The organism is Corallococcus sp. AB018, assembly GCF_003986945.1.
GTDB classification, from domain to species: Bacteria; Myxococcota; Myxococcia; order Myxococcales; family Myxococcaceae; genus Corallococcus; species Corallococcus exiguus.
Genome location: NZ_RAWR01000151.1, coordinates 1 through 21,026, shown reverse-complemented (window position 1 = coordinate 21,026; position 21,026 = coordinate 1). Strand labels below are relative to the sequence as shown.

The 21,026-nt window shown below is 70.1% G+C and carries 22 protein-coding genes; 14 read left to right on the top strand and 8 right to left on the bottom strand.

Annotated elements, in window-relative coordinates:
• Positions 1 to 78: 78 nt before the first annotated feature.
• Positions 79 to 1,017, top strand: a complete 939-nt coding sequence (locus tag D7Y11_RS28070; protein WP_172809207.1) for a hypothetical protein — start codon at positions 79 to 81, stop codon at positions 1,015 to 1,017.
• 11 nt (positions 1,018 to 1,028) lie between these two features.
• On the opposite strand, the gene D7Y11_RS28065 is transcribed toward D7Y11_RS28070, so the two are convergent.
• Both D7Y11_RS28065 and D7Y11_RS28060 read right to left on the bottom strand, forming a co-directional pair.
• Positions 1,029 to 1,643 (bottom strand): hypothetical protein, encoded by a 615-nt coding sequence (locus D7Y11_RS28065; RefSeq protein WP_233597393.1) that lies wholly within the window; start codon positions 1,641 to 1,643, stop codon positions 1,029 to 1,031.
• A 26-nt stretch (positions 1,644 to 1,669) separates the two neighbouring features.
• Positions 1,670 to 2,242 (bottom strand): DUF4920 domain-containing protein, encoded by a 573-nt coding sequence (locus D7Y11_RS28060; protein WP_169821929.1) that lies wholly within the window; start codon positions 2,240 to 2,242, stop codon positions 1,670 to 1,672.
• Between the two features lie 89 nt (positions 2,243 to 2,331).
• On the opposite strand from D7Y11_RS28060, the gene D7Y11_RS28055 reads away from it, so the two are divergent.
• Together D7Y11_RS28055 and plsY are read left to right on the top strand one after the other, a co-directional pair.
• Positions 2,332 to 2,763, top strand: coding sequence for a DUF2752 domain-containing protein (locus tag D7Y11_RS28055; RefSeq protein ID WP_120566606.1), 432 nt, complete (start codon positions 2,332 to 2,334; stop codon positions 2,761 to 2,763).
• Positions 2,764 to 2,786: 23 nt separating this feature from the next.
• Entirely contained in the window at positions 2,787 to 3,365 is a 579-nt protein-coding gene (gene plsY / locus D7Y11_RS28050) for a glycerol-3-phosphate 1-O-acyltransferase PlsY (protein ID WP_120580339.1), read from the top strand.
• Here the strand turns inward: plsY and D7Y11_RS28045 are convergent.
• The 3 genes from D7Y11_RS28045 to D7Y11_RS28035 all read right to left on the bottom strand — a co-directional run bounded on the left by D7Y11_RS28045 (position 3,291) and on the right by D7Y11_RS28035 (position 8,044).
• Entirely contained in the window at positions 3,291 to 4,520 is a 1,230-nt protein-coding gene (locus D7Y11_RS28045) for a class I SAM-dependent RNA methyltransferase (protein ID WP_126935237.1), read from the bottom strand. The genes plsY and D7Y11_RS28045 overlap by 75 nt on opposite strands.
• Positions 4,521 to 4,562: 42 nt before the next feature.
• Positions 4,563 to 4,847, bottom strand: coding sequence for an antibiotic biosynthesis monooxygenase (locus D7Y11_RS28040; RefSeq protein WP_120580341.1), 285 nt, complete (start codon positions 4,845 to 4,847; stop codon positions 4,563 to 4,565).
• 119 nt (positions 4,848 to 4,966) lie between these two features.
• Positions 4,967 to 8,044: a DNA translocase FtsK 4TM domain-containing protein gene (locus D7Y11_RS28035; RefSeq protein ID WP_199753808.1), complete on the bottom strand. Its 3,078-nt coding sequence runs from the start codon at positions 8,042 to 8,044 to the stop codon at positions 4,967 to 4,969.
• A gap of 201 nt (positions 8,045 to 8,245) precedes the next feature.
• Here D7Y11_RS28035 and D7Y11_RS28030 point away from each other — a divergent pair, with 201 nt between their 5' ends.
• From D7Y11_RS28030 to D7Y11_RS28010, 5 genes are read left to right on the top strand one after another with little or no spacing between them, the layout of a single operon-like run.
• Positions 8,246 to 8,593, top strand: a complete 348-nt coding sequence (locus D7Y11_RS28030; protein ID WP_120580517.1) for a zf-TFIIB domain-containing protein — start codon at positions 8,246 to 8,248, stop codon at positions 8,591 to 8,593.
• A 28-nt stretch (positions 8,594 to 8,621) separates the two neighbouring features.
• Positions 8,622 to 8,909 carry an Asp-tRNA(Asn)/Glu-tRNA(Gln) amidotransferase subunit GatC gene (gene gatC / locus D7Y11_RS28025; RefSeq protein ID WP_126935235.1) on the top strand — a complete coding sequence of 96 codons (288 nt, stop codon included), beginning with the start codon at positions 8,622 to 8,624 and terminating at the stop codon, positions 8,907 to 8,909.
• Between the two features lie 6 nt (positions 8,910 to 8,915).
• Positions 8,916 to 10,379, top strand: a complete 1,464-nt coding sequence (gene gatA, locus D7Y11_RS28020; protein WP_120580518.1) for an Asp-tRNA(Asn)/Glu-tRNA(Gln) amidotransferase subunit GatA — start codon at positions 8,916 to 8,918, stop codon at positions 10,377 to 10,379.
• A 27-nt stretch (positions 10,380 to 10,406) separates the two neighbouring features.
• Positions 10,407 to 11,852: an Asp-tRNA(Asn)/Glu-tRNA(Gln) amidotransferase subunit GatB gene (gene gatB, locus D7Y11_RS28015; RefSeq protein ID WP_126935234.1), complete on the top strand. Its 1,446-nt coding sequence runs from the start codon at positions 10,407 to 10,409 to the stop codon at positions 11,850 to 11,852.
• Positions 11,853 to 11,859: 7 nt separating this feature from the next.
• The gene (locus D7Y11_RS28010; protein WP_126935233.1) at positions 11,860 to 12,204 is read left to right on the top strand and encodes a hypothetical protein; all 345 of its coding nucleotides are present in this window, start codon (positions 11,860 to 11,862) and stop codon (positions 12,202 to 12,204) included.
• On the opposite strand, the gene D7Y11_RS28005 is transcribed toward D7Y11_RS28010, so the two are convergent.
• The gene (locus tag D7Y11_RS28005) at positions 12,188 to 13,225 is read right to left on the bottom strand and encodes a carbon-nitrogen hydrolase family protein (protein ID WP_126935232.1); all 1,038 of its coding nucleotides are present in this window, start codon (positions 13,223 to 13,225) and stop codon (positions 12,188 to 12,190) included. The genes D7Y11_RS28010 and D7Y11_RS28005 overlap by 17 nt on opposite strands.
• Before the next feature lie 109 nt (positions 13,226 to 13,334).
• On the opposite strand from D7Y11_RS28005, the gene D7Y11_RS28000 reads away from it, so the two are divergent.
• Positions 13,335 to 14,261: a hypothetical protein gene (locus tag D7Y11_RS28000; protein WP_126935231.1), complete on the top strand. Its 927-nt coding sequence runs from the start codon at positions 13,335 to 13,337 to the stop codon at positions 14,259 to 14,261.
• On the opposite strand, the gene D7Y11_RS27995 is transcribed toward D7Y11_RS28000, so the two are convergent.
• A complete protein-coding gene (locus D7Y11_RS27995; protein WP_126935230.1) occupies positions 14,254 to 15,216 on the bottom strand; it encodes an isopenicillin N synthase family oxygenase in 963 nt (320 codons plus the stop codon). The two genes, D7Y11_RS28000 and D7Y11_RS27995, sit on opposite strands and share 8 nt — an antisense overlap.
• Before the next feature lie 176 nt (positions 15,217 to 15,392).
• On the opposite strand from D7Y11_RS27995, the gene D7Y11_RS27990 reads away from it, so the two are divergent.
• Complete coding sequence (locus tag D7Y11_RS27990) at positions 15,393 to 17,432, top strand: protein kinase (RefSeq protein WP_126935229.1); 2,040 nt, start codon at positions 15,393 to 15,395, stop codon at positions 17,430 to 17,432.
• A gap of 31 nt (positions 17,433 to 17,463) precedes the next feature.
• Here the strand turns inward: D7Y11_RS27990 and D7Y11_RS27985 are convergent, their stop codons facing one another.
• Positions 17,464 to 17,838 carry a hypothetical protein gene (locus D7Y11_RS27985; protein WP_120580524.1) on the bottom strand — a complete coding sequence of 125 codons (375 nt, stop codon included), beginning with the start codon at positions 17,836 to 17,838 and terminating at the stop codon, positions 17,464 to 17,466.
• Positions 17,839 to 18,117: 279 nt separating this feature from the next.
• On the opposite strand from D7Y11_RS27985, the gene rplU reads away from it, so the two are divergent.
• The 4 genes from rplU to D7Y11_RS27965 all read left to right on the top strand — a co-directional run bounded on the left by rplU (position 18,118) and on the right by D7Y11_RS27965 (position 20,881).
• A complete protein-coding gene (gene rplU / locus D7Y11_RS27980) occupies positions 18,118 to 18,426 on the top strand; it encodes a 50S ribosomal protein L21 (protein ID WP_120580525.1) in 309 nt (102 codons plus the stop codon).
• Positions 18,427 to 18,472: 46 nt separating this feature from the next.
• A complete protein-coding gene (rpmA, locus tag D7Y11_RS27975; protein WP_120536731.1) occupies positions 18,473 to 18,748 on the top strand; it encodes a 50S ribosomal protein L27 in 276 nt (91 codons plus the stop codon).
• 128 nt (positions 18,749 to 18,876) lie between these two features.
• Complete coding sequence (obgE, locus tag D7Y11_RS27970; protein WP_120580526.1) at positions 18,877 to 20,196, top strand: GTPase ObgE; 1,320 nt, start codon at positions 18,877 to 18,879, stop codon at positions 20,194 to 20,196.
• A 4-nt stretch (positions 20,197 to 20,200) separates the two neighbouring features.
• On the top strand, positions 20,201 to 20,881 hold the full coding sequence (locus D7Y11_RS27965) for an RNA methyltransferase (protein WP_120580527.1): 681 nt from the start codon (positions 20,201 to 20,203) through the stop codon (positions 20,879 to 20,881).
• Positions 20,882 to 21,026: the final 145 nt, after the last annotated feature.

Here is a 21,026-nt window from a genome sequence, read left to right as displayed (position 1 = left end):
TTCGCCGGGCTCCGCTTTCGCTAGAAGATGGGCAGCGGGGCCGATGGCCGGCACTCGCATGGCCTCGGAGAGCATCTGGTGAGCACGCAGCGGGTGGAAAAGTCGTGGCAGAAGACGGGCCTCAAGGACTACTCGACGGAGGCCCTGCTGAGCACGCTGGGGCACTACGGCATCCCGGTGGGTGAAGAGGACTACCGCAAGCTGGCGGAGTCCGCCTATCCGCTCGGCATCGCCCAGCAGTGGGCGGCGAAGTGGAAGGGCACCGGCCCCTTCAAGGACTACGTCGTGGCCGCGGCCGTGGAGCTGTGGCGCCGGTGGATGCCGGACCGCGTGTCCCCGCAGGACTTCACGCAGGGGCTGGCGACGCTGATGCAGGTGCTCGTGCACAAGCTCAACGGCGCGAAGGAGGCCTCGGTGGCCTCCTCCTTCGAGCACGTGAAGGCCCTGCGCTCGAAGCTGACGGTGGATGACAAGGGCGCGCTGCCCCAGCCGTTCCTCCAGGAGGCGCTGGCGCCCTTCTCGGAGAAGGACGCGGAGCTGTTCGACAGCCTGGCGGAGTCGCTGGCCGCGCAGGGCCACCTGGACGACGCCTCGGCGTTCGCCGAGGTGGAGGAGTTCCTGCTGCCCGACCGGCGCGGCATCTCCCAGGCGGTGGTGCGCGCCGCGAAGGGCGAGCGTGAGCCCGCCATCCAGGACCTCAAGAACCTCATCCACGACATGGCTCGCGCGCCCATCTCGCGCCTGCTGGCGGTGGACGGCCTCATCCACCTGCAGGCGTGGATTGACGCGTCCGTCGAGGGCCGCGGCCTGCTGGCGGAGGCGGAGAAGGCCAACGACATCCACCTGGCGCTGGACCTGGTGCCCCGCCTGGAGCACGTCTTCAAGCAGCAGAACGACCGGTCCGCGCTCCTGGAGCTGATGGGCACGCAGGAGCGGCTGGAGGCCCTGCACGACAAGATGCACCCGGGCCACCGGGCGCACCGTCACCAGCACGCGCAGCCGCAGCGCCGCCGCTAATCGGCCGGGCTTCAGGTCCCCGTGCGCCGGGGGCTCCGGGCTTCCGGGGCCTCGGGCGCCGCGGGTTCGCTGGCCGCGGCGGGCGTCGCGCCTTCCGCGTCCGGCGTGCCGGGCTTTACGTCAGGCTTCTCTGGCGCCGCGCGCTTGAGCTTCACGGTGGTGACGCCGGGCACTCCTTCCGCCACGTCCCGCACGGGCACGACCGCGCCCACGGTGGTGTAGCGGATGGCGCCCGTCTGGGTGAAGGCGTGCTTGAGGGCGTACTCGCGGGCGCGGGGGAGGAACCACTCGCGCACCCGGGGCAGGGGCAGGGCGTGCAGCTCCCCCTGCGTGAGGAACACGTACAGCATCAGGTCCGCGCCGCTGTAGAGGAAGCAGCCCGGCGTGTCCTTCTCCAGGTTGGAGATGAGCTCGAAGAAGTAGCGGCGGCGGGTGGCCTGACGGTCGCCCTTCACTTCAATGCCGCGCACCTCTCCGGAGGGCAGCTCCCAGAGCAGGTCCACGCCCCGGTGCTGGAAGCGCGGGTCCAACTGCACGTCGTGCACTCGCGACCCGGGCTCTGTCTCCAGGAGCCACGCGCGGGCGTGCTGCACGGCCCGGTCGGCCGCGCCCTGCACGCCCCTCATGCTGAAACTGCGGCCTCCCATCGCGGCTAGCGGCGCAGCTCGACGCCCGAGGCCACGAGCTGAATCTCGCGGGGCTTGCCGTCGGTGCCGCGGGGGACGATGGCGCCCTCGGCCTCGTAGTGCTTCGCGTGGGCGTCGCTCAGCTCCGCGACCTTCACCACGCCCTCCACGCGCGCCTGCGAACCCGCGGAGTCCAGCGGGACGAAGAAGCCGTAGTCCTTGAACGTCACGCGCACGCCGGGGCTCTTGGCGTCCTGGGCCAGCTCCATCCAGCAGCCCTTCTTCTCACACGCCTTGCGCACCTGGCCCTCCACGCGCACGACCTTTCCGTCGTGGGCCTGGGGCTTCGCGAGCAGCTCCGCCAGCTTCACCGTCTTCTCGCCCTTGAGGGGCTCGCCGCGGGTGAGCGTCCAACCGGTGTCGGCGGCCTTGGCGGCCTCGGGCGTCTTCGCCTCCGCGGGGTGGTGGCAGTCGCTCGCCGCGGCTTCGGCCTTGGACGCTTCCGCGGCCTTGGCGGCGGGCTTGGGCGTCTTGTCCGCCGCGAGGGCCACGAGGGGCGCGGCGACCAGCATCACGAGGGCGGTGCGGAGCATGTGCATGCCCGTTCGCTTAGCCCAGGTTTCCGGGGCCCGGCAAGGCGCCCCTTCCATCCTCGCGACTTGTCCCGCACACTCGGCGCGAGGTGCGCATGAAGGTCACCATCCCCGCCCCCAACCGCCGGTTGGGCACATTCGAATGGCTCGGGCTCGTCGGGCTCGGGGGGCTGCTCGTGGGGCGCTACGTCCCCGTGGCCCGCATCATCCCGTTCTGGGGCTGTGTGCTGCGCGAGCACACGGGCTGGCCCTGCCTGGGCTGTGGGCTCACCCGCGTGGCGGACCGCGTCGCGCACTTCAACATCCCGGGGGCGTGGGAGGCCAACCCCCTGGGCACCGTGTGCGCGCTGCTGTTCGCGCTGGCCGCGGTGGCGACGGTGCTGCACTTCCTCTTCGCGCTGCCCATCCCGGAGGTGGAGCTGGAGGAGCGCGAGTGGCGGTGGGTGCGCATCGCGTTCCCGCTGGTGTTGCTGGTCAATTACGCCTACGTCGTGGTGCACACCCGTTTCCCGCACCTGTTGTCCTGAAGGGCGGGACCCTGTTCTCTTCCGTGCTCTCCGCCTTCCTCCTGCTGGGCTACCTCTGCGGCTCCATCCCCTTCGGCGTGCTGCTGACGCGGTGGTTTCGTGGGGTGGACGTGCGCGCCAGCGGCAGCGGCAACATCGGCGCCACCAACGTCACGCGCGTCGCCGGCAAGAAGCTGGGCGCGGTGGTGCTGCTGCTGGACGCGCTCAAGGCCGTGCTGCCCGTGGCGCTGGCCGTGCACTACCTGCCTGGGGATGCGAAAGCGCACGCGCTGGTGGGGCTGGCCGCGGTGCTGGGGCACGTGTACCCGGTGTGGCTCAAGCTCCAGGGCGGCAAGGGCGTGGCCAGCGCGCTGGGCGTGCTGGTGGTGCTGGTGCCCAAGGCGGCGCTCGCGGGGGCCATCATCTACGGGCTGGTGGTGTCCCGGTGGCGCGTGAGCTCCATGGGCTCGTTGTCCGCGGCGGTGGTCGCCATCGCCACCGCGTTCTTCACCGCGCCCTCCCGCGAGTACGTGCTGCTCACCGCGGGGCTATTCGTCCTGATGCTCTGGACGCACCGGAGCAACCTCCTGCGACTCGCCCGCCGCACTGAACACCGGCTTTGAGCCGGGGGGCAGCGACGGGGCGCGGTAGCCCAGCAGCGTGCAGGGGATGGGGCCGTTCCACACGTCGCGGCGGGCCATGGGGCGCGCGTGGAAGGCGCTCTCGAAGGCGGGGTTGCCGGACAGCACCCAGACACGCCAGCCCGGCAGCGCGCGCAAGCTATCGCCCAGCTTGAAGTAGAAGGTCTTCATGCCCTTCTGGCCGCCGGAGCCAAGCCGGTCGCCATAGGGCGGGTTGGTGAGGACGAGCCCGCCGCCTTCGGGCAGGGGCGGGAGCTTCGTCGCGTCGCCCTCCGCGAGCTGGATTTCCTCGCCCAGTCGCGCGGCCTTCACGTTGCGGTCCGCGGCCTCCAGGGCCTCGTCGCTCTTGTCGAAGCCGAGGATGGGGACCTCCACCTTGCGCTCGTTGCGCCGCGCGTCCGCGCGCAGGTCCGCGAGCAGCTCCTTCGCGCGCACGCCCAGGTGCGGCCAGCGCTCCACCGCGAAGCCCCGGTTGATGCCCGGGGCCCGCTTGCGCGCGATGAGGCCGCCCTCGATGACGATGGTGCCCGAGCCGCACATGGGGTCCACCAGCGCCTCCGTGCCGGTGTAGCCCGCCGCGCGCAGGAGGGCCGCGGCCAGGTTCTCCTTCAGGGGCGCGGGGGTGGGGCGCACGCGGTAGCCGCGCCGGTGCAGCGGGTCACCGCACAGGTCCAGGGAGAGGGACAGCTTCTCCTTCACCAGGTGCGCCACCACGGACACGTCCGGGTTGCGCGTGTCCACGTCCGGCCGCGAGCCCAGCTTGTCGCGCAGGCGGTCCACGATGGCGTCCTTCACCTTCAGTGCCACGAAGCCGGAGTGCGCGTGCTCGGTGTCCTTCAGGTTCGCGTCCACCGCGAACGTCACGTTCGTGGTGAGGTGCTCCTCCCACGGGACGCTGGCCACCGCGTCATAGAGCCCCTGGGCACCCTTCGCTTCGAACTCGCCCAATGGATAGAGCACGCGCATGCCGATGCGGGACCAGAGGCAGACGTTGAGGGCCTCGTCGAGCGAGGCCATGAAGCGCACGCCGCCGCGGTCCTGGCGGATGCGCTTCGCGCCGAGCTCCTTCAGCTCCTCGGCGAGCAGGTCCTCGGTGCCGCGCGCGGCGGTGACGAATAGGGCAAGACGTTCAGCCATGGTGCACCGCCCTTAGACGACCCGGGGGCGATTGGGAACTGCTCAGGTGGCCACGACCTCATACATCGCGAAGGTGGCGTCCTCCTGGGACGCGCTGGCCCCCTTGGCCCGCTGGAAGTCCTCGGACTGGAAGTAGGCCCGCATGGCGTCCCGGTCCTTCCACCGCGTGACGAGCAGGATTTCAGGCGAGCGCTCGAACGAACGCAGCACCTCCAGGCCCAGGAAGCCCGCGTGGCCGTCCACTCGCCGCGAGCGCTCCTGGAGCCGGTGGACCCAGCCGTCGGCCTCTTCGGGGGACGCACGGAAGCGGGAGATGGCGACGATCATTCGGCCGTCCGGGGGGAAAGTAGAGCGGGGGCGCCCGGAAGCTTTCCGTGGCGCCCCCGAGGGGAAAACCGCCAGGGAACGGGCGTCCGTTCCCCGGGCCTTGAAGGGGTGGCGTGGGGCTACATCGCCCCGGCGCCGGGCATGTCGCCCAGGCCGCGCAGCAGCACCTCGCGGGGCTTGGCGCCGTCCGCGGGGCCCACCACGCCGTCGCGCTCCATGCGCTCAATCATGCGCGCCGCGCGGTTGTAGCCGATGCGCATCTTGCGCTGGAGCATGGAGATGGAGACGGAGCGCATCTCGCTGACCGCCGCGAGCGCCTGGTCGTAGAGCTCGTCGGACAGCTCGTCCTCCTCGCCACCGCCGCCCTCGCTCTCGTCATCGCGCGGCTTGAGGATGGACTCGTCGAAGACGGGCTTGCCCTGGGCCTTGAGGTGGTCCACCGCCTTCTTGATTTCCTGCTCGGAGACGTAGGCGCCGTGCACGCGCTGCAGGTGGGCGCTCGTGGGCGGCATGATGAGCATGTCGCCCATGCCCAGCAGGGCCTCCGCGCCCACCGTGCCCAGAATCGTCATCGAGTCCGGCTTGGAGCGCAGCATGAAGCTGATGCGCGTGGGGAAGTTGGCCTTGATGATGCCCGTGACGACGTCCGTGGACGGACGCTGGGTCGCGACCATCAGGTGGATGCCGGCCGCGCGCGCCATCTGCGCGAGGCGCGCCACGTAGGTCTCCACCTCGCGGCTGGCGACCATCATCAGGTCCGCGAGCTCGTCGATGATGACCACGATGTAGGGCAGCTTCTTGAGCTCCTTCTTCTCCGGGGAAGCGGCCTCCGCCGGAGTGGACTCCTCGCCGTCCTCCTCGAACTCCGCGTCCTCCTCGCCGTCGGCCTCCAGGGTGGGAGCGGGCTCGGAGACGATGGCCTCACGCAGGTCCTCGTCGTCCTCGCGCGGCATGGCCACGCCCAACCCGTCGCTGGCGGAAGCGGGGGCGGGCACGGTGCTGCCCTCCACGTCCACGACGAACATCTTCTTGGGCTTGGTCTTCTTCTTCGGGGCGGGGGCGGGCTTCTCCTCCGACGCCTGCGTCTCCACCAGCTTGTTGTAGCCGGCGATGTTGCGCACGCCCGCCTCGGACAGCAGCTGGTAGCGGCGCTCCATCTCCTCCACCGCCCAGCGCAGCGCGAGCGCGGCCTTCTTGGGGTCGGTGACGACGGGGAGCAGCAGGTGCGGGATGCCCTCGTAGACGGAGAGCTCCAGCATCTTCGGGTCCACCATGATGAAGCGGACCTCCTCGGGCGTGGCCTTGAGGAGGATGCTCATGATCATCGAGTTCACCGCCACGGACTTGCCGGAGCCGGTGGTCCCCGCGATGAGCAGGTGGGGGGCCTTCACCAGGTCGAAGACGTACGGCATGCCTTCGATGTCCTTGCCCACGCACATGGTGAGCTTGCTGCCGCTCTTCTGGAACGTGTCCTGTTCGGCAATCTCCTTGAGGAACACCGTCTCGCGGTCGCGATTGGGGACTTCAATGCCGACCACGCCCTTGCCGGGGATGGGGGCGACGATGCGCACGCGCATGGCCTCCATGGCCATGGCCAGGTCGTCCTGGAGCGCGGCGATCTTGCTGACCTTGATGCCGGGCCCGGGCAGGAACTCGTACATGGTGACGACGGGTCCGGGGCGGATTTCGACGACCTCGCCCACGATGCCGAAGTCCGCCAGCTTCGCGCGCAGCTTCTCCGCCGTGACGAGGAACGCGTCCTTGTCCAGCGCGGAGCGCTCCTTCTTGTCCGCCTCCAGCACGTCCAGTGGCGGCAGCGAGAAGCTCTTGCGGTCCCCCACGAACTCGAACTGGTCCTGCGGCCGCTTCACGGCGGTGGGCTTGGGCGGCGCCTTGGGCTCCACGATGAGCGGCATGCGCGCCAGCGCGGAGGGCGGCGCGGGGATGAGGGCGTTGCCCGGCGCGGCGGCGGCCGGCTTCTCCGCGACCACGGGCTTCGCGGCGGGCTCGGCGGCCGGAGGCGTGAGCGACGCGGCGGGCACCGGCGGCGTGGACGGCGCGGAGGGCGGGGTGACGATCTGCGGCGTCTTGCGCGCGCGGCGGGGCGGCTCGCCCGCGTCCGCGTTGGCGGGCAGCTGCGGCTGGGGCGCGAGGAAGGACGCGGCCCAGGCGGGGTCGGCGCCCGGGGAGCGGCGCTCGGCGCGCTCGGGCGGCAGCGAGGGCTGTTCGTCGGAGGCGTCGTCCTCCTCGTCCTCGGACGGCTCCTCGCGGGCGAGCTTCTTCTCCAGCTTCTCGCGCTCCTTCTGCTCCTTGAACGCCTTCTTCGCGTTGGCGATCTGCTCCTTCTCGTTCTGCCGGGCCAGGCGCACGGCTTCTTCCGCCAGGGACTCCGCCTCGGCGGCCTCGGCCTCGGCGGCGATGCGCTCGGCCTCGGACAGCTCCTCCTCCTCGGCCTCCAGCTCCGCGAGGAACGCGGCTTCCTCTTCCTTCTCCTGCGCGAGCCGCTCCTGGCGGGCCGCGTAGTTGACCTTCTGCTGCTCCCAGAAGACGTGCGCGTTCTCGGAGATGCGGCGGCCCAGGACGGTGAGGCCGGCCCACACCAGCGAGCACAGCTTGAAGAACGTGTACTGGGTGCCCACGATGAGCGCCGCCGCGCTGATGGCGGTGACGAGGATGATGGTGCCGACGGTGGAGAACATCCCCTCCATCAGGCCGCCCAGGCTCGCGCCCAGCGCGCCGCCGGGCGGGTGGGCCCAGCCCTTGTCCTTGGCGAACATGAGCTGCGCGAGCACGGACACGCTGCAGGTGAGCAGCGCCAGGGAGATGATCTGCGGCATGCGGCGCCGCTCGCGGTTGCCCACGAAGAGCACCACGGCGGTGTAGATGCCACCCGCGGGGATGAGGTAGGCGCACACGCCCAGCGCGCCGCGCAGGGTCTCCGCGATGAGGTGGCCCATGGGGCCCACCGCGTTGTGGAAGCCGGGCCCCACCCGGTCATGCGCGTCGAACGTGGCGACCGCCAGCAAGGCCAGCAACGAGGCGGCCAGGATGAAGACGCCGATGAGCGCCCGCTTGGCGGGGCTCGCAGCGCCCGGGGCCTTCATCTTCTTGTTCGCGAGCGCCTTGCGACGGGTCGCGATCTCCTGCCGGGAGAGCACCGCCTTCTCCGCCCGGCCACCCTTCTTTGCCGCTGTCATGGACCCCTGTTCCCTCTGCCCGATTCCAGCCGCGTAGCGAGCTGTAGCAATCCGCCCGGCGAGAATAGGGAGGGAGGGGGCGGGGTCAATTTTCCGGCAGGCGTCCAAGGGGGCTCCGAGGAGGCGGAACAAGGCCTACATTTCGGGCGCGTCCCCGTGGCGAGAGGGTATGGTGCCTGCCGCCAAGGAGAACCCGAGACCATGTCCGACCTGAGCCCCGACAAGCCCTCCCACAACGAAGACGACTACTTCGCGCGCGAGGAGATTGAAGCCAAGCGCAAGCTGGCCCTTGAGCAGTCCAAGGAGATGGCCGCCCAGCAGCGCGAGTCGCTCAAGCAGCTGCACTACATGAAGTGTCCCAAGTGCGGCATGGACCTGCAGACGCTGAAGCAGGGCGACGTGGAGCTGGAGAGCTGCTTCAACTGCCACGGTGTCTGGCTGGACGCGGGCGAGCTGGAGCAGGTCATCAAGCAGCACGGCCACGAGGGCAGCGGCAAGGTGATGAACGCCGTCCTCAACCTGTTCAAGCGCACGCCGCCGTCCCCGTAGCACCGCGAAGTCCGGAGGAGGCTTCACCATGGCCCTCACGCTCGATCAGGTCCGGCACGTGGCCACCCTGGCGCGGCTGTCGCTGACGCCGCAAGAGGAGGAGCGCTACGCCACCCAGCTGTCCGCGGTCCTGGACGCGGTGGCGGAGCTGGAAGCGCTCGACGTAAGCCAGGTGGAGCCCACCTCCCACGCGACGCTCGCGTCCTCGCTGTTGCGCGAGGACGTGCTGCGTCCGTCACTGCCCCCGGAAGCAGGGCTCGCCAACGCTCCGGCGAAGGTGGGCACTGCCTTCGCGGTCCCGAAGATCCTGGAGTAGCCCGCCATGTCGTCGCTCACCGACCTGTCGATGCTGGAGCTGGCGGCGAAGCTGGCTTCGCGCGAGGTGTCCTCCGTGGAGGCCACCCAGGCGAGCCTCCAGCGCATCGCCCAGGTGGACCCGAAGGTGCGCGCCTTCCTGCGCGTGGACGAGCCCGGGGCGCTGAAGTCCGCCGAGGCCAGTGACGCGCGCCGCAAGGCGGGCAGCCCGCTGAGCGCGCTGGACGGCGTGCCCGTGGGCCTCAAGGACATCTTCCTCACGGAGGGCGTGGAGACCACCTGCGCCTCGCGCGTCCTGGAGGGTTTCGTCCCGCCCTACGACGCCACCGTGGTGCGCCTGCTGAAAGAGGCGGGCCTGCCGCTCGTGGGCAAGCTGAACATGGACGAGTTCGCCATGGGCTCGTCCAACGAATCGAGCGCGTACTTCCCCACCCACAACCCATGGGACCTGACGCGCACGCCGGGCGGTTCGTCCGGTGGCTCTGCGGCGGCGGTGGCGGCGCGCGAGGTGTTCGGCGCGCTGGGCACCGACACGGGCGGCTCCATCCGCCAGCCCGCGGCGCTCACCAACACCGTGGGGCTCAAGCCCACGTATGGACGGGTGTCTCGCTACGGCGTCATCGCCTTCGCCTCGTCGTTGGATCAGCCGGGCCCCATGGCTCGCACGGTGGGGGACACCGCGGCGCTCTTCCAGCTCATCGCGCGGCATGATCCGCTGGACTCCACCTCCGCGGACGTGGAGACGCCGGACTGCCTCACGGGGCTGGAGGACGGGGTGCGGGGCCTCAAGCTGGGCGTGCCTCGCGAGTACTTCGCGGAGGGCATGGACCCGGAGGTGGCGGGCACGCTGCGCGCGTCGCTGGAGGAGCTGGAGAAGCTGGGCGCGACGCTGGTGGACGTGTCCCTGCCTCACACGAAGTACGCGCTGGCGACGTACTACCTGCTGGCCTCTTCGGAAGCGTCCAGCAACCTGGCCCGCTACGACGGCATCCGCTACGGGCAGCGGGCGAAGGACGCGCGCGGGCTCAAGGAGCTGTACACGCAGACGCGGGGGCAGGGCTTCGGCGCGGAGGTGAAGCGCCGCATCATGCTGGGCACCTACGCGCTGTCCGCCGGCTACTACGACGCGTACTACCTGCGCGCGCAGAAGGTCCGCACGCTCATCCGCGAGGACTTCACGAAGGTGTTCCAGCAGGTGGACGCCATCGTGTCGCCCACGTCGCCGGTGCCGGCGTTCAAGCTGGGCGCGAAGGTGGACGACCCGCTGTCCATGTACCTGATGGACGTCTACACGCTGCCGTGCAACCTGGCGGGCCTGCCCGGCCTGTCCGTGCCGTGCGGCTTCACACAGGCGGGGCTGCCCATCGGCATGCAGCTGTTGGGGCGCCCCTTCGACGAGGCCCGCCTGCTCCGCATCGCCCGCGCGTTCGAGCGCGAGCACGACTTCTTCCGCCGCGCCGCCCCCGTCTAGCGGGCGCGACACAAGGGTGACACCGCCATGCCCCTGAGCGACTTCCAGACGGTCATCGGCCTCGAGGTCCACGCGCAGCTGCTCACGCAGTCGAAAATCTTCTGCGGCTGCTCCACCGCGTTCGGCGCCGAGCCCAACCACCACACCTGTCCGGTGTGCCTGGGCATGCCCGGCGTGCTGCCGGTGCTCAACCAGCGCGTGGTGGAGTACGCGGTGCGCACGGGCCTGGCGCTCGGGTGCACGGTGAAGGCCACGAGCGTGTGGAGCCGGAAGAACTACTTCTATCCGGACCTGCCCAAGGGCTATCAAATCACCCAGTACGATCAGCCCATCTGCGAGTGGGGCGAGCTGGTCATCGACACGCCCTCGGGTGAGAAGACGGTGCGCGTGCGGCGCATCCACCTGGAGGAGGACGCGGGCAAGAGCGTGCACGACGCGACCGCGTCCGCGGGGCAGAGCCTGGTGGACCTGAACCGCGCGGGCGTGCCGTTGATGGAGATCGTCAGCGAGCCGGACCTGCGCGATGCAGACGAGGCGGTGGAGTACCTCAAGGTGCTGCGCGACGTGCTGGTGTACCTGGGCGTCAACGACGGCAACCTGGAGGAAGGCAGCTTCCGCTGCGACGCCAACGTGTCGGTGATGCCCAAGGGCTCCACCACGTACGGGCAGCGGTGTGAGTTGAAGAACCTCAACTCGTTCCGCTTCCTCAAGCAGGCCATCGAGTACGAGGCCGCGCGGCAGGTGGACGTCCTCGAGTCCGGCGGCAAGGTGGACCAGGAGACGCGCCTCTGGGACGTGAACAAGGGCATCACCCGGTCCATGCGCTCCAAGGAGGACGCGCACGACTACCGCTACTTCCCGGAGCCGGACCTGCCGCCGCTCCTCGTGTCGGACGCGCTGCGGGATTCGCAGCGGCAGTCGCTGCCGGAATTGCCGCGCGCCAAGCGCACGCGCTTCATGAGCGAGTACGGCCTGCCGGCCTACGACGCGCGCATCCTCACCGCCGAGCGCCCGCTGGCGGACTTCTTCGAGGCCTGCGCGAAGCACGTCTCCGACGCGAAGAAGCTCTCCAACTGGTTCCTGGGTGAGCTGAGCCGCCTGCTCAAGGAGGAGGGCACGCCCATCTCCGCGCTGCGCTTCACCCCGGCGCAGCTGGGCGAGCTGCTGGCCACGGTGGAGAAGGGCACGGTGTCCGCGAACGCGGGGAAGGACGTGCTCGGGGAGATGTTCCGCACGGGCCGCCCGCCCGCGGACATCATCGCGGAGAAGGGGCTCGCGCAGGTCAGCGATGTGGGCGCCGTGGAGGCGGTGGTGGACGACATCCTCGCGAAGAACGCGGGCGAGGTGGAGAAGTACAAGGCCGGCAAGAAGAGCGTGTACGGCTTCTTCGTGGGCCAGGTGATGAAGGCCATGAAGGGCAAGGGCAACCCCGGCCTCGTCAACGAGCTGCTCAAGAAGAAGCTGGGCGAGTAGGGCGCTCGTGGCCCGGCTCCTGACGGTGAACGGTGTCTCGTACCGCTGGAGCCTTCGGGGGCGGCGGGACGCACCGGAGGGAACGGGCTGGCGGCTGCTCACGGTCGTGTGGGCCGAGTCCACCCGGCAGGCGTTGCACGTCCGTGTCCGCCACGATGATCCGTGGCTCCACGTCGACGACGGCGACATGACCGGACTCGTGACTCGCGACGTGGGCCCCGACCTGGTGGCGCGGGTCATCGTGATGGCGCGGGACCTGGGATGGAAGCCGGAGGAGCGCGGCCCCACGCTCAAGTTCGTCCTGGAGGATGACGCGCGGCTCGTTCCCGCGGCGCCTATCGGGGAACAGTGACGTGGAGCACGTCCTCGCCGCGTGGATCCGCGGACTGGGCGAGCACGTGCACGTCGTCCGGCCCCCGGCGCTCCAGGATGAGCGAGGGCGCCTCGAAGGTGTTTTCGAAGAAGCCGCCGGTGAGCTGCGGGTTCACCGCGTAGCGCACGCGCTTCAGGGTGCGCAGCTGCGTGAAGAGGCCCTCGTTGAACCACTGCTCGCTGCGCAGTTGCGTCTCACCGGGCGCGTTAAAGGCCCAGGGCGCGTCCCAGCTCCAGGCGTTGGCGGAGGGCTGCGCGAGCACCTCCACGCCCAGCGCGTCCAGGTACTGCGCACACGGAACGAAATAGGGTTCGCCGGACGTGTGAGGTTCGCGGAAGCCGTCGTAGCAGACGAGCGTCCCCAGCTTCCCGAACGGCGTGTCCAGCACCGGCAGGTCCTCCGGACGGCCCGGGCTCAGGTGCAGCACATCCTCCTGCGTGGGCACCAGGTTCACCTTGCGCGTGACGGCCACGCAGTGGCCATCCGGTGAGAACGTGTAGCTGGTGTTGAAGGTACGCGCTCCCGCGGGCTCGTACTCAGGGGTGTCCGGGCCCAGGCGGTTCGTGGGCAGCAGCGCGCTTCCGGCCACCACCCACAGGCCGAAGTCGCGCGCGATGCCGGAGAAGGTCTCGTACATCGCGCGGTGCACGCGGGGCGCCACCGTGGCGTAGAGACACTCCTCCATCGTCGGTGGATGGAAGGCGCTCCACGTGCGGAACATGCCGAGCCACTCCGCGAGAGCCACGCGCGTCAGGGCACCGTTCGTCGTCTTGCGGCGGCGCACGCGTGACAGGTGCCCCATCAGTCCCAGCGCCGCGCCCACCATCTCCGGCCAGACAGCGAGCGCGGGGTTCAACGGCCGGCCCGAGGCGTCCCGGGGACGCAGCGCGTCCGCCCGTGCAGCGAGCGCCCGATGGTGCGAGGCGAACGTCTCCTGCGAGGCATAGTCGTCGAGCGTGACGCGCGGCTGGATGGCGAACAGGTCGAGGGAGGTGGTCACGGTGCCGCGAGGATGGCACCCACCCCCATGCCGCGCGAGCCTCGCGGCGATGGACCGTCAGGTTCCGGGAGTGCCGCCGTCGAGGCCGTGCCCGGAGGCCGTGATGCGCATGAAGAGGACACTCCACGTCGAAGTGCACCCGTTCGTCGACGCGGCGGAGGCGCTCGCGGGACGGAACGTGAAGGCCCTGGGCGTGGCACCCGACAACACCGTGTGGTGGCTCGCGGAGGGCGACGAGGTCCTCCACTTCGCGGACGGTTGGGACACCTGGGAGCGCTTCACGCTGCCTCGCGGTGCCCCGGACTTCCACTACGTCCAGCCGCTTCCCGATGGCGAGGTGCTGCTCGTGAACGGGCGTTGCCGTTACCGCTCGGAGACGGGATACGAACGCAACGCCCACGTCTACTCGCCGGAAGGCACGTTGCTGCGGGAGCTGACCCTGGGGGACGGCATCGAGGACGTGCAGACGACGTCCGACGGACAGGTCTGGGTCAGCTACTTCGACGAAGGCGTCATCGGCAGCCTGACCCGGGGCGGCGATGGGTCACGGTCGCCCGTCGGCGCCGAGGGCCTGGAGCGCTTCGATGCGCTGGGGCAGCGGCAGGAGAGTGGTGTGCAGATGGCGCTCGGCCTGGGGCAGAGCATCCTGGAGTGCTACGCGCTCAACGTCGCTTCGGAGCGGGAGACCTGGTTCTACAGCTACACGGACTTCCCGCTCGTGCGCATGAGGCCGGGAGAGCCCTCCACGGTCTGGTCCTCCCCGGTGCATGGCGCACGCGCCATCGCCGTCAGTGACACGCACGTGCTGTTCGGCGGGTGTTACGACGACAAGGCGCTGCTCCAGCTCTACCGGCTGTACTACCGGGGCGAGCAGCGCCTGGCCCCGCTGACCCGTGTCGTCCTCACGGACGAGACGGGCCGTGCGTGGCAGCCCTCGTGGCTCAAGGGCCGGGGGCCCTGGCTCCATGGCGCGGAAGGGACTCGCCACTTCCGCGTGCACATGGCGGAGTTGCTCACCCGCGCGGGGGCTACTTGAGGAAGCCCAGCTCGCGCAGGCGCTGCTTGAGGAACGCGTCCGCGGTGATGGGCGGGTGGCGCGCGGGGTTGTCCGGCGTCTCCGTCTGCGGCAGCGGCTTCAGGATGCAGTCGGAGAACGGGTGCACGAAGAAGGGCATCGAGTAGCGCACGGTGTCCTGCTCCGTGCTGGGCGGGTTCACCACCCGGTGCGTCGTGGACGGGATGACGCCGTTCATCACCCGGCTGAGCATGTCGCCCGAGTCCACGACAATCTGCCCGCGCAGCGTGTCCACCGGAATCCACTCGCCGTCGCGCGTGAGCAGCTCCAGGCCGCCGGCGGTGCCCTCGCACAGGAGCGTGATGAAGTTGATGTCCTCGTGCTCCGCGGCGCGCACCGCGCCCGGGATGAAGCGGTCCTTCAGCGGCGGGTAGTGGATGAGCCGCAGCACGGAGTTGCCGTCCACCGTCATGTCGCTGAACGTGTTGCGCGCGATGCCCAGGTAGTCCGCCAACGCCTGGAGCATCACCGTCGCCGCGTCGTCCAGCTCCCGGTAGAGCGTCAGCGTGTGCTCACGGAAGCTGGGCACCTCTTCCGGCCAGACGTTGGCGCCGTAGTCGTCGCGGTACGGGTGGCCCACGGGCAGCTCGCGGCCCACGTGCCAGAACTCCTTCAGGTCCCCCACCTTGCGGTTCTTCGCGTGCTCCTGGCCGAACGCCATGAAGCCCCGCTGCCCCGGACGCTCCGGCACCGCGTAGCGCGTCTTGGTGGACTCCGGCAGCTGGAAGAAGCGCTCCACGTCCGTGTACGTGCGGCGGATGAGCGCGTCCTCGACGCCGTGGCCCTCCACGGTCACGAAGCCGAACTCCTTGAGCGCGTCGCCAAACACCTGGACGAAGCGGGCCCGCTCCTCGGGAGTGCCGGAGCGGTAGTGGGACAGGTTCACGGTGGGGATGCGTCGGGCCGAGCGGGACATGCGCGCATCCTATCCGCGTGACACCTTCCTGACACGTCGCAGTCCGCCGCCCAACCGTCACCCCGGCCCAAGGGCGGGGGACCCTCCTCACTTTGCGACACCCACCCTTGGCGGCAGTGGATGCCGGGCTTCCGGGATGTGCAGATTGGGCAGGGAATTGGCCAGGGGGGCGCGGTATGGCCGAAGTCGCGAGGAACGAGCGCACGTGCTCAGCGTGCGGGCGGGGACATGGCGAGGGGACGTCGTGCGACACGCTCGTCCGGGAGGCGGGGGGCGGCCAGGGCAAGGCCGTGGAGCCTCCGGCCGCCGTGGCAGCGGCGGACGAGGTGGACCCGCTGGTGGGGACCCAGATGGGCAGCTTCCGGCTGGTGCGCCGGGTGGGCCGGGGCGGCATGGGGTCCGTCTACCTGGCGGAGCACGTGTCCATTGGCAGCCGCGTGGCGGTGAAGGTGCTGCACGAACACCTGACGCGCTACCCGGAGCTGGTGCAGCGCTTCCACGCCGAGGCCCGGGCGGTGAACCTCATCGGGCACGAGAACATCGTCAGCATCTTCGACCTCAACGCCTCGGCGCCCCGGCCGTACCTCATCATGGAGTTCCTGGAGGGGGCGCCCCTGTCGGCGTGGGTGGGGACGCCCCTGTCGGCCGGGGCGGTGGTGCCCATGCTGATGCAGGTGTGTGACGCGCTGCATGCGGCGCACGCGCGGGGCATCGTCCACCGCGACCTGAAGCCGGACAACATCTTCCTGGTGAAGCGCGGGCGGGGGATGCCGTTCGTGAAGGTGCTCGACTTCGGCATCGCGAAGCTGGTGGACGCGAGCATGCCGGAGACGGTGGCGGGCATCATCGTGGGCACGCCGGAGTACATGGCCCCGGAGCAGTCCCTGAGCCGGCGCCTGGACGGCCGCGCGGACCTGTACGCGGTGGGCGTCATCGCCTACCAGCTGCTCACCGGGCGGCTGCCCTTCCCCGACGAGGGGCTCACCGCCCAGCTCGTGGCGCACCAGACGCGCACGCCCCCATCCCTTCGCTCCATCTGCCCTTCGGTGCCACCCGCGCTGGAGGCGGTGGTGCTGCGCGCGCTGGCGAAGACGCCGGAGGAACGCTTCCCCCACGCGCTCGCGCTGCGGGCCGCGTTGGAGCAGGCCCTCGCCACGCGGCCCCCGTCGCCGCGCGCGGCCGTGGGCGGTCCCCGTCCCGTGCAGGGAGGGGCCTCCCCGGGAACTCCCGTCACCGGCCCCCGGCGCACCCCTCCGCTGGCCCCGCCGGGCGCGTCCGGGGGGAAGACGCTCCCGGTGCCCGTGCAGGTGGTGCTGCAGCCGGGCGCGCAGCCCCGGGTCTTCACGGGGTCGGACCTGTCGCGCGGTGGCGTGTTCCTGCACGCGACGGGGGAGCTGCCCCCGCTGTTCGCCCAGGTCCAGGTGGTGCTGCCGCTGTCCACGGGGCCGCTGTCCGTCACGTGCGAGGTGGTGCGCCACGTCTCGCCCGAGCAGGCCCAGGCCTGGAGCATGCGCCCGGGCTTCGGCGTGCAGTTCGTCGCGCCGTCCGCCGCGCTGAAGGCCCGCGTGGAGCAGCACCTCGCGGGCGCCACGGCCTCTCCGCTCCCCGCGCCCCGGGAGCTCCCGGACGACGCAGATGCCGAGCGCGTCCTGGCCATGTGGCGTGGACAGCTGGCGGGAGAGGGCACCCACTACACGGTGCTGGGGCTCTCGCCGGACGTGGAGCTGGAGTCCGCGCGGGAGCGCGCGCGGGAGCTGTGGGCCGCCCTGTCCGCGCTGCGGCAGCGGCCCCTGTCGCGCGGGCAGCGCTCGCGCCTGGAGTCCATGCTGATCCGCGTGAGGGACGCGGGCGACACCCTGGGCATGCCGTTGCGCCGGGCCCGCTACGACGCCCGGCTGGGCAATGCCCGGGGCGTGGCGCGGTGCCTGGAGGCGGGCCTCACCGCGGTCCAGACGGACGCGCTTCACCGGGAGTACCTGGCCGAGCAGCCCCGGGCGGTGGGCACCGCGCGGGTGCACTTCCTCACCGGCAACGCGCTGGAGCGCGACGGCCAGCTCCAGCGGGCCCTGGAGTCCTACGAGCGGGGACTGGAGCTGGACCCCCTGGAGTGGGAGTACCAGCAGCGCCGCCGGGTGGTGGACCGGGCGCTGGGGGCTCGCCTGCCGGGTGCCCGAAATGAAAGAGCCCGATTCCCTGGGGAGGGAACCGGGCCCTGAAGCCCGCGGCGAGCGCCGCGGGATGAGGCGATCAGTCCGCGCTGATGGAGGCCGCGCAGGCCGCGCTCACGGTGCCGCCCTTCGTGGAGCAGGCCACGAGGTCCGAGAGGATGCGGGTCTGCTCGGTGGTGGACTTGTCGGAGCAGCTCTTGACGCTGTCGATGCAGTCCAGGACCGCGTCCAGCTTCTCCTTGTCGTCGTCGGAGCAGTCCGCGAGGGCCTCCTTACAGGCGTCGCGCTCCGCGTCCGTCGGCTCGTCCGGGGTGGCGCTGGTGTCGAAGCCACACTCCTCGAACTTGGAGGACAGGTCCTTGGCGAGGTCCTCGTTGCGATCGCAGTAGTCGCTACCGCAGGCGGTGAGCGTGAGCGAAGCCATGGCGGCCAGACCGAACAGGATCTTCTTCATGATGGTTCTCCCCCTCAGGGATGAGGTACAGGCACAGGTGGAAAGCAAGCGGCGCGCATCCTAGCGAGCGCTCCGTTGCGGTCCAGTGGACTTTATTCCGGGAATTCTATTCAAAAGCAAATAGGGGGGCTGGAGGCGGGCTGATCCGCCAACTGCCTTGACTACCCCCCAGGATTCTCGTAAGTCCCGCCGTCTTTTAGCGCGCCGGCCGGTCCTCCGTCCGAAATGCGCGTTGGATTCCATGGGTTGAACCAACCCGAAGCTGACAGGGGTTCGACGATGTACGCAGTCATTCGCACGGGCGGAAAGCAGTACCGCGTCGCCGAGGGCGACGTTGTCCGGATCGAGAAGATCTCCGGTGATATCGGCGCTGAGGTCTCGTTCACCGAGGTCCTCCTGCTGGGCGGCTCTGAGAGCCCGAAGGTGGGCCAGCCGACGGTGGCGGGCGCGAAGGTCGTGGGCAAGGTGCTGGCGCAGGACAAGCACCGCCGCGTCCTGCACTTCCGGAAGGAGAAGGAAGGCTGGACCCGTCGCCGTGGTCACCGCCAGTCGTACACCGAGGTGAAGGTCACCTCGATCTCCGGCTAATCGCCTTTCCGGGCATTCCCCACACGAACTTCAAGGAGCAGGTGTCATGGCCCATAAAAAAGGTCAGGGTTCTTCGCGCAACGGGCGTGATTCCAACCCGCAGTACCGTGGCGTGAAGGTGTACGGCGGTGAGACGATCTCGGCGGGCAGCATCCTCGTGCGCCAGGTCGGTACGGTCATCCACCCGGGCACGAACGTGAAGCTCGGTCGCGACTTCACCCTCTTCTCGACGGTGGACGGCGTGGTGAAGTACGAGCGCCTCGGCCGCGACAAGAAGAAGGTGTCCGTGTACCCGGCCGCCGCCGAGCAGGCGAGCGCCTAGTCAGTGGCCCTGGGGCGACCCAGGGCACGGCTTACCGAGCGGGTCGTTCCCGGTCCTTCTGTTCCCGTTGGGAACGGGTGGATGCGAGGACGGCCCGCTTTGTGTTTTTCCAGGAGGGCGTTCGCCCCATGAAGTTCGTCGACGAAGTACGCATCTATGTGAAGGCGGGAGACGGCGGGAACGGGGCGGTGGCCTTCCGGCGTGAGAAGTTCATCGAGCGCGGCGGCCCCAACGGCGGGGACGGCGGCAATGGCGGCTCCGTGGTGTTCGTGTCGAACCCGCAGCTGACCACGCTCCTGGACTACCGCTACCAGCAGCACCACCGTGCCAAGAACGGCGAGCACGGCATGGGCAGCGACTGCAACGGCCATGGCGCCGAGGACATGGTGCTCCAGGTGCCGGTGGGCACGCTGATCCGCAACGAGCAGACGGGCGAGCTGCTGGTGGACCTGAGCGACCCGGGCCAGCAGTTCGTGGCGGCCAAGGGCGGCCGGGGCGGCCTGGGCAACATGAACTTCGCCACCTCCACGCGCCAGACGCCGCGCTTCGCGCAGGACGGCGGAAAGGGTGAGGAGATCACCCTGCGGCTGGAGCTGAAGCTGCTGGCGGACGTGGGCCTGCTGGGCTTCCCCAACGCGGGCAAGAGCACGTTCATCTCGCGGGTGAGCCGGGCGCGGCCGAAGGTGGCGGACTACCCGTTCACCACGCTGGTGCCGAACCTGGGCATGGTCCAGTACAAGGACAGCCTGTCCTTCGTGATGGCGGACATCCCCGGCATCATCGAGGGCGCCAGCGAGGGCGTGGGCCTGGGTCACCAGTTCCTGCGCCACGTGGAGCGGTGCAAGGTGCTGGTGCACCTCATCGACATGGGCGCCGAGGGCGAGGGCCGCAAGCCGCTGGCCGACTTCAACATCCTCAACGCGGAGTTGAAGAAGTACAGCGCGGAGCTGGCGGGCAAGCCGCAGGTGGTGGCCGCCAACAAGCAGGACCTGACGGAGGGCCGCGACCGCCTGGGGCCCTTCACGGAGGCGCTGCGTCGCCGGGGCATCCGCGTATACCCGGTGTCCTGCGCCACGGGCGAGGGCATGCAGGCGCTGATGGACGCGGTGGCGGAGGTGCTCTTCACCGGCCGCACCGACAAGATCCACGTCGAGATGCCGACGACGAGGTCCGCCTCCAAGGCTCCGGCGAAGAAGGCCGCCGCGAAGAAGGCTCCGGCGAAGAAGGCCGCCGCGAAGAAGGCTCCGGCGAAGAAGGCCGCCGCGAAGAAGGCTCCGGCCAAGAAGGCCGCCGCGAAGAAGGCCCCGGCCAAGAAGGCCGCCGCGAAGAAGGCCCCGGCCAAGAAGGCTCCGGCCAAGAAGTCCTCGCGCAAGCCCGTGGCGAAGAAGGCCGCGCGCAAGGCGCCGGTGAAGAAGGCCGCCGCGAAGAAGTCCGGCGGGAGGCGCTGAGCCGATGGCTGGTGGAGGCCCCCGCTACGAGAAGTTCGAGCGCGACGTCGTCGAGCCGGAGCAGTTCCTGCTCGACGTGCGGAAGGAGAAGATCGACCGCGTCGTCAGCCAGCGCACGCGCAACTTCGTGGTGGTGCTCGACCGGCTGGAGGACAACTTCAACATGGCCGCGGTGCTGCGCACCTGCGAGTCCATGGGCGTGCAGGAGGTGCACGTCGTCATCAACCCGGAAGCGCCCTTCATCCCCAACCTGCGGGTGGCCCAGGGCTGCGACAAGTGGTTGGACGTGCACCTCTACAAGACGTTCGCGGAGTGCCGCGAGCACCTGAAGGGGCGGGGCTTCAGCCTCTACGCGTCGGCGCTGCGCGAGGGGGCCACCAGCCTCTACAGCCTGCGCTTCGACACGAAGTTCGCCATGGTGTTCGGCAACGAGCGCTACGGCGTGAGCGACGACGTGCTCAACGGCGTGGACGGCACCTTCTGGGTGCCCATGAAGGGCTTCAGCCAGAGCCTGAACATCTCCGCGGCAGCGTCCGCCAGCATCACCCGGGCGATCGCCTGGCGGGACGAGCACCTGGGGAGCTCCGGGGACCTGTCCCCCGAGGAGGCCCAGGAGCTGCGCGAGCGCTTCTACCTGCTGGGCGTGAAGCAGCGGAAGCGTCTGGTCAAAGCCACACAGCGGTGAATGCCGGTCCCCCGGGGTCCGTCCGGATGCGATAGATGGACCCTGCGGGCGCCCCGGGTGCCCGCTCCGGAGGCGCACGCCATGTTGCTGGAATCCCTGCTCTTCACGCTCCTCACGCAGGCCCCCACCACCGCCGCCCCCACCG

Coding starts and splice junctions, on each gene's coding strand:
- D7Y11_RS28065 (WP_233597393.1), bottom strand. CDS start 1,643: ATGAGGGGCGTGCAGGGCGCGGCCGACCGGGCCGTGCAGCACGCCCGC.
- D7Y11_RS28060 (WP_169821929.1), bottom strand. CDS start 2,242: ATGCACATGCTCCGCACCGCCCTCGTGATGCTGGTCGCCGCGCCCCTC.
- D7Y11_RS28055 (WP_120566606.1), top strand. CDS start 2,332: ATGAAGGTCACCATCCCCGCCCCCAACCGCCGGTTGGGCACATTCGAA.
- D7Y11_RS28045 (WP_126935237.1), bottom strand. CDS start 4,520: ATGGCTGAACGTCTTGCCCTATTCGTCACCGCCGCGCGCGGCACCGAG.
- D7Y11_RS28040 (WP_120580341.1), bottom strand. CDS start 4,847: ATGATCGTCGCCATCTCCCGCTTCCGTGCGTCCCCCGAAGAGGCCGAC.
- D7Y11_RS28035 (WP_199753808.1), bottom strand. CDS start 8,044: ATGACAGCGGCAAAGAAGGGTGGCCGGGCGGAGAAGGCGGTGCTCTCC.
- D7Y11_RS28030 (WP_120580517.1), top strand. CDS start 8,246: ATGTCCGACCTGAGCCCCGACAAGCCCTCCCACAACGAAGACGACTAC.
- gatC (WP_126935235.1), top strand. CDS start 8,622: ATGGCCCTCACGCTCGATCAGGTCCGGCACGTGGCCACCCTGGCGCGG.
- gatA (WP_120580518.1), top strand. CDS start 8,916: ATGTCGTCGCTCACCGACCTGTCGATGCTGGAGCTGGCGGCGAAGCTG.
- gatB (WP_126935234.1), top strand. CDS start 10,407: ATGCCCCTGAGCGACTTCCAGACGGTCATCGGCCTCGAGGTCCACGCG.
- D7Y11_RS28000 (WP_126935231.1), top strand. CDS start 13,335: ATGAAGAGGACACTCCACGTCGAAGTGCACCCGTTCGTCGACGCGGCG.
- D7Y11_RS27995 (WP_126935230.1), bottom strand. CDS start 15,216: ATGTCCCGCTCGGCCCGACGCATCCCCACCGTGAACCTGTCCCACTAC.
- D7Y11_RS27990 (WP_126935229.1), top strand. CDS start 15,393: ATGGCCGAAGTCGCGAGGAACGAGCGCACGTGCTCAGCGTGCGGGCGG.
- D7Y11_RS27985 (WP_120580524.1), bottom strand. CDS start 17,838: ATGAAGAAGATCCTGTTCGGTCTGGCCGCCATGGCTTCGCTCACGCTC.
- rplU (WP_120580525.1), top strand. CDS start 18,118: ATGTACGCAGTCATTCGCACGGGCGGAAAGCAGTACCGCGTCGCCGAG.
- rpmA (WP_120536731.1), top strand. CDS start 18,473: ATGGCCCATAAAAAAGGTCAGGGTTCTTCGCGCAACGGGCGTGATTCC.
- obgE (WP_120580526.1), top strand. CDS start 18,877: ATGAAGTTCGTCGACGAAGTACGCATCTATGTGAAGGCGGGAGACGGC.
- D7Y11_RS27965 (WP_120580527.1), top strand. CDS start 20,201: ATGGCTGGTGGAGGCCCCCGCTACGAGAAGTTCGAGCGCGACGTCGTC.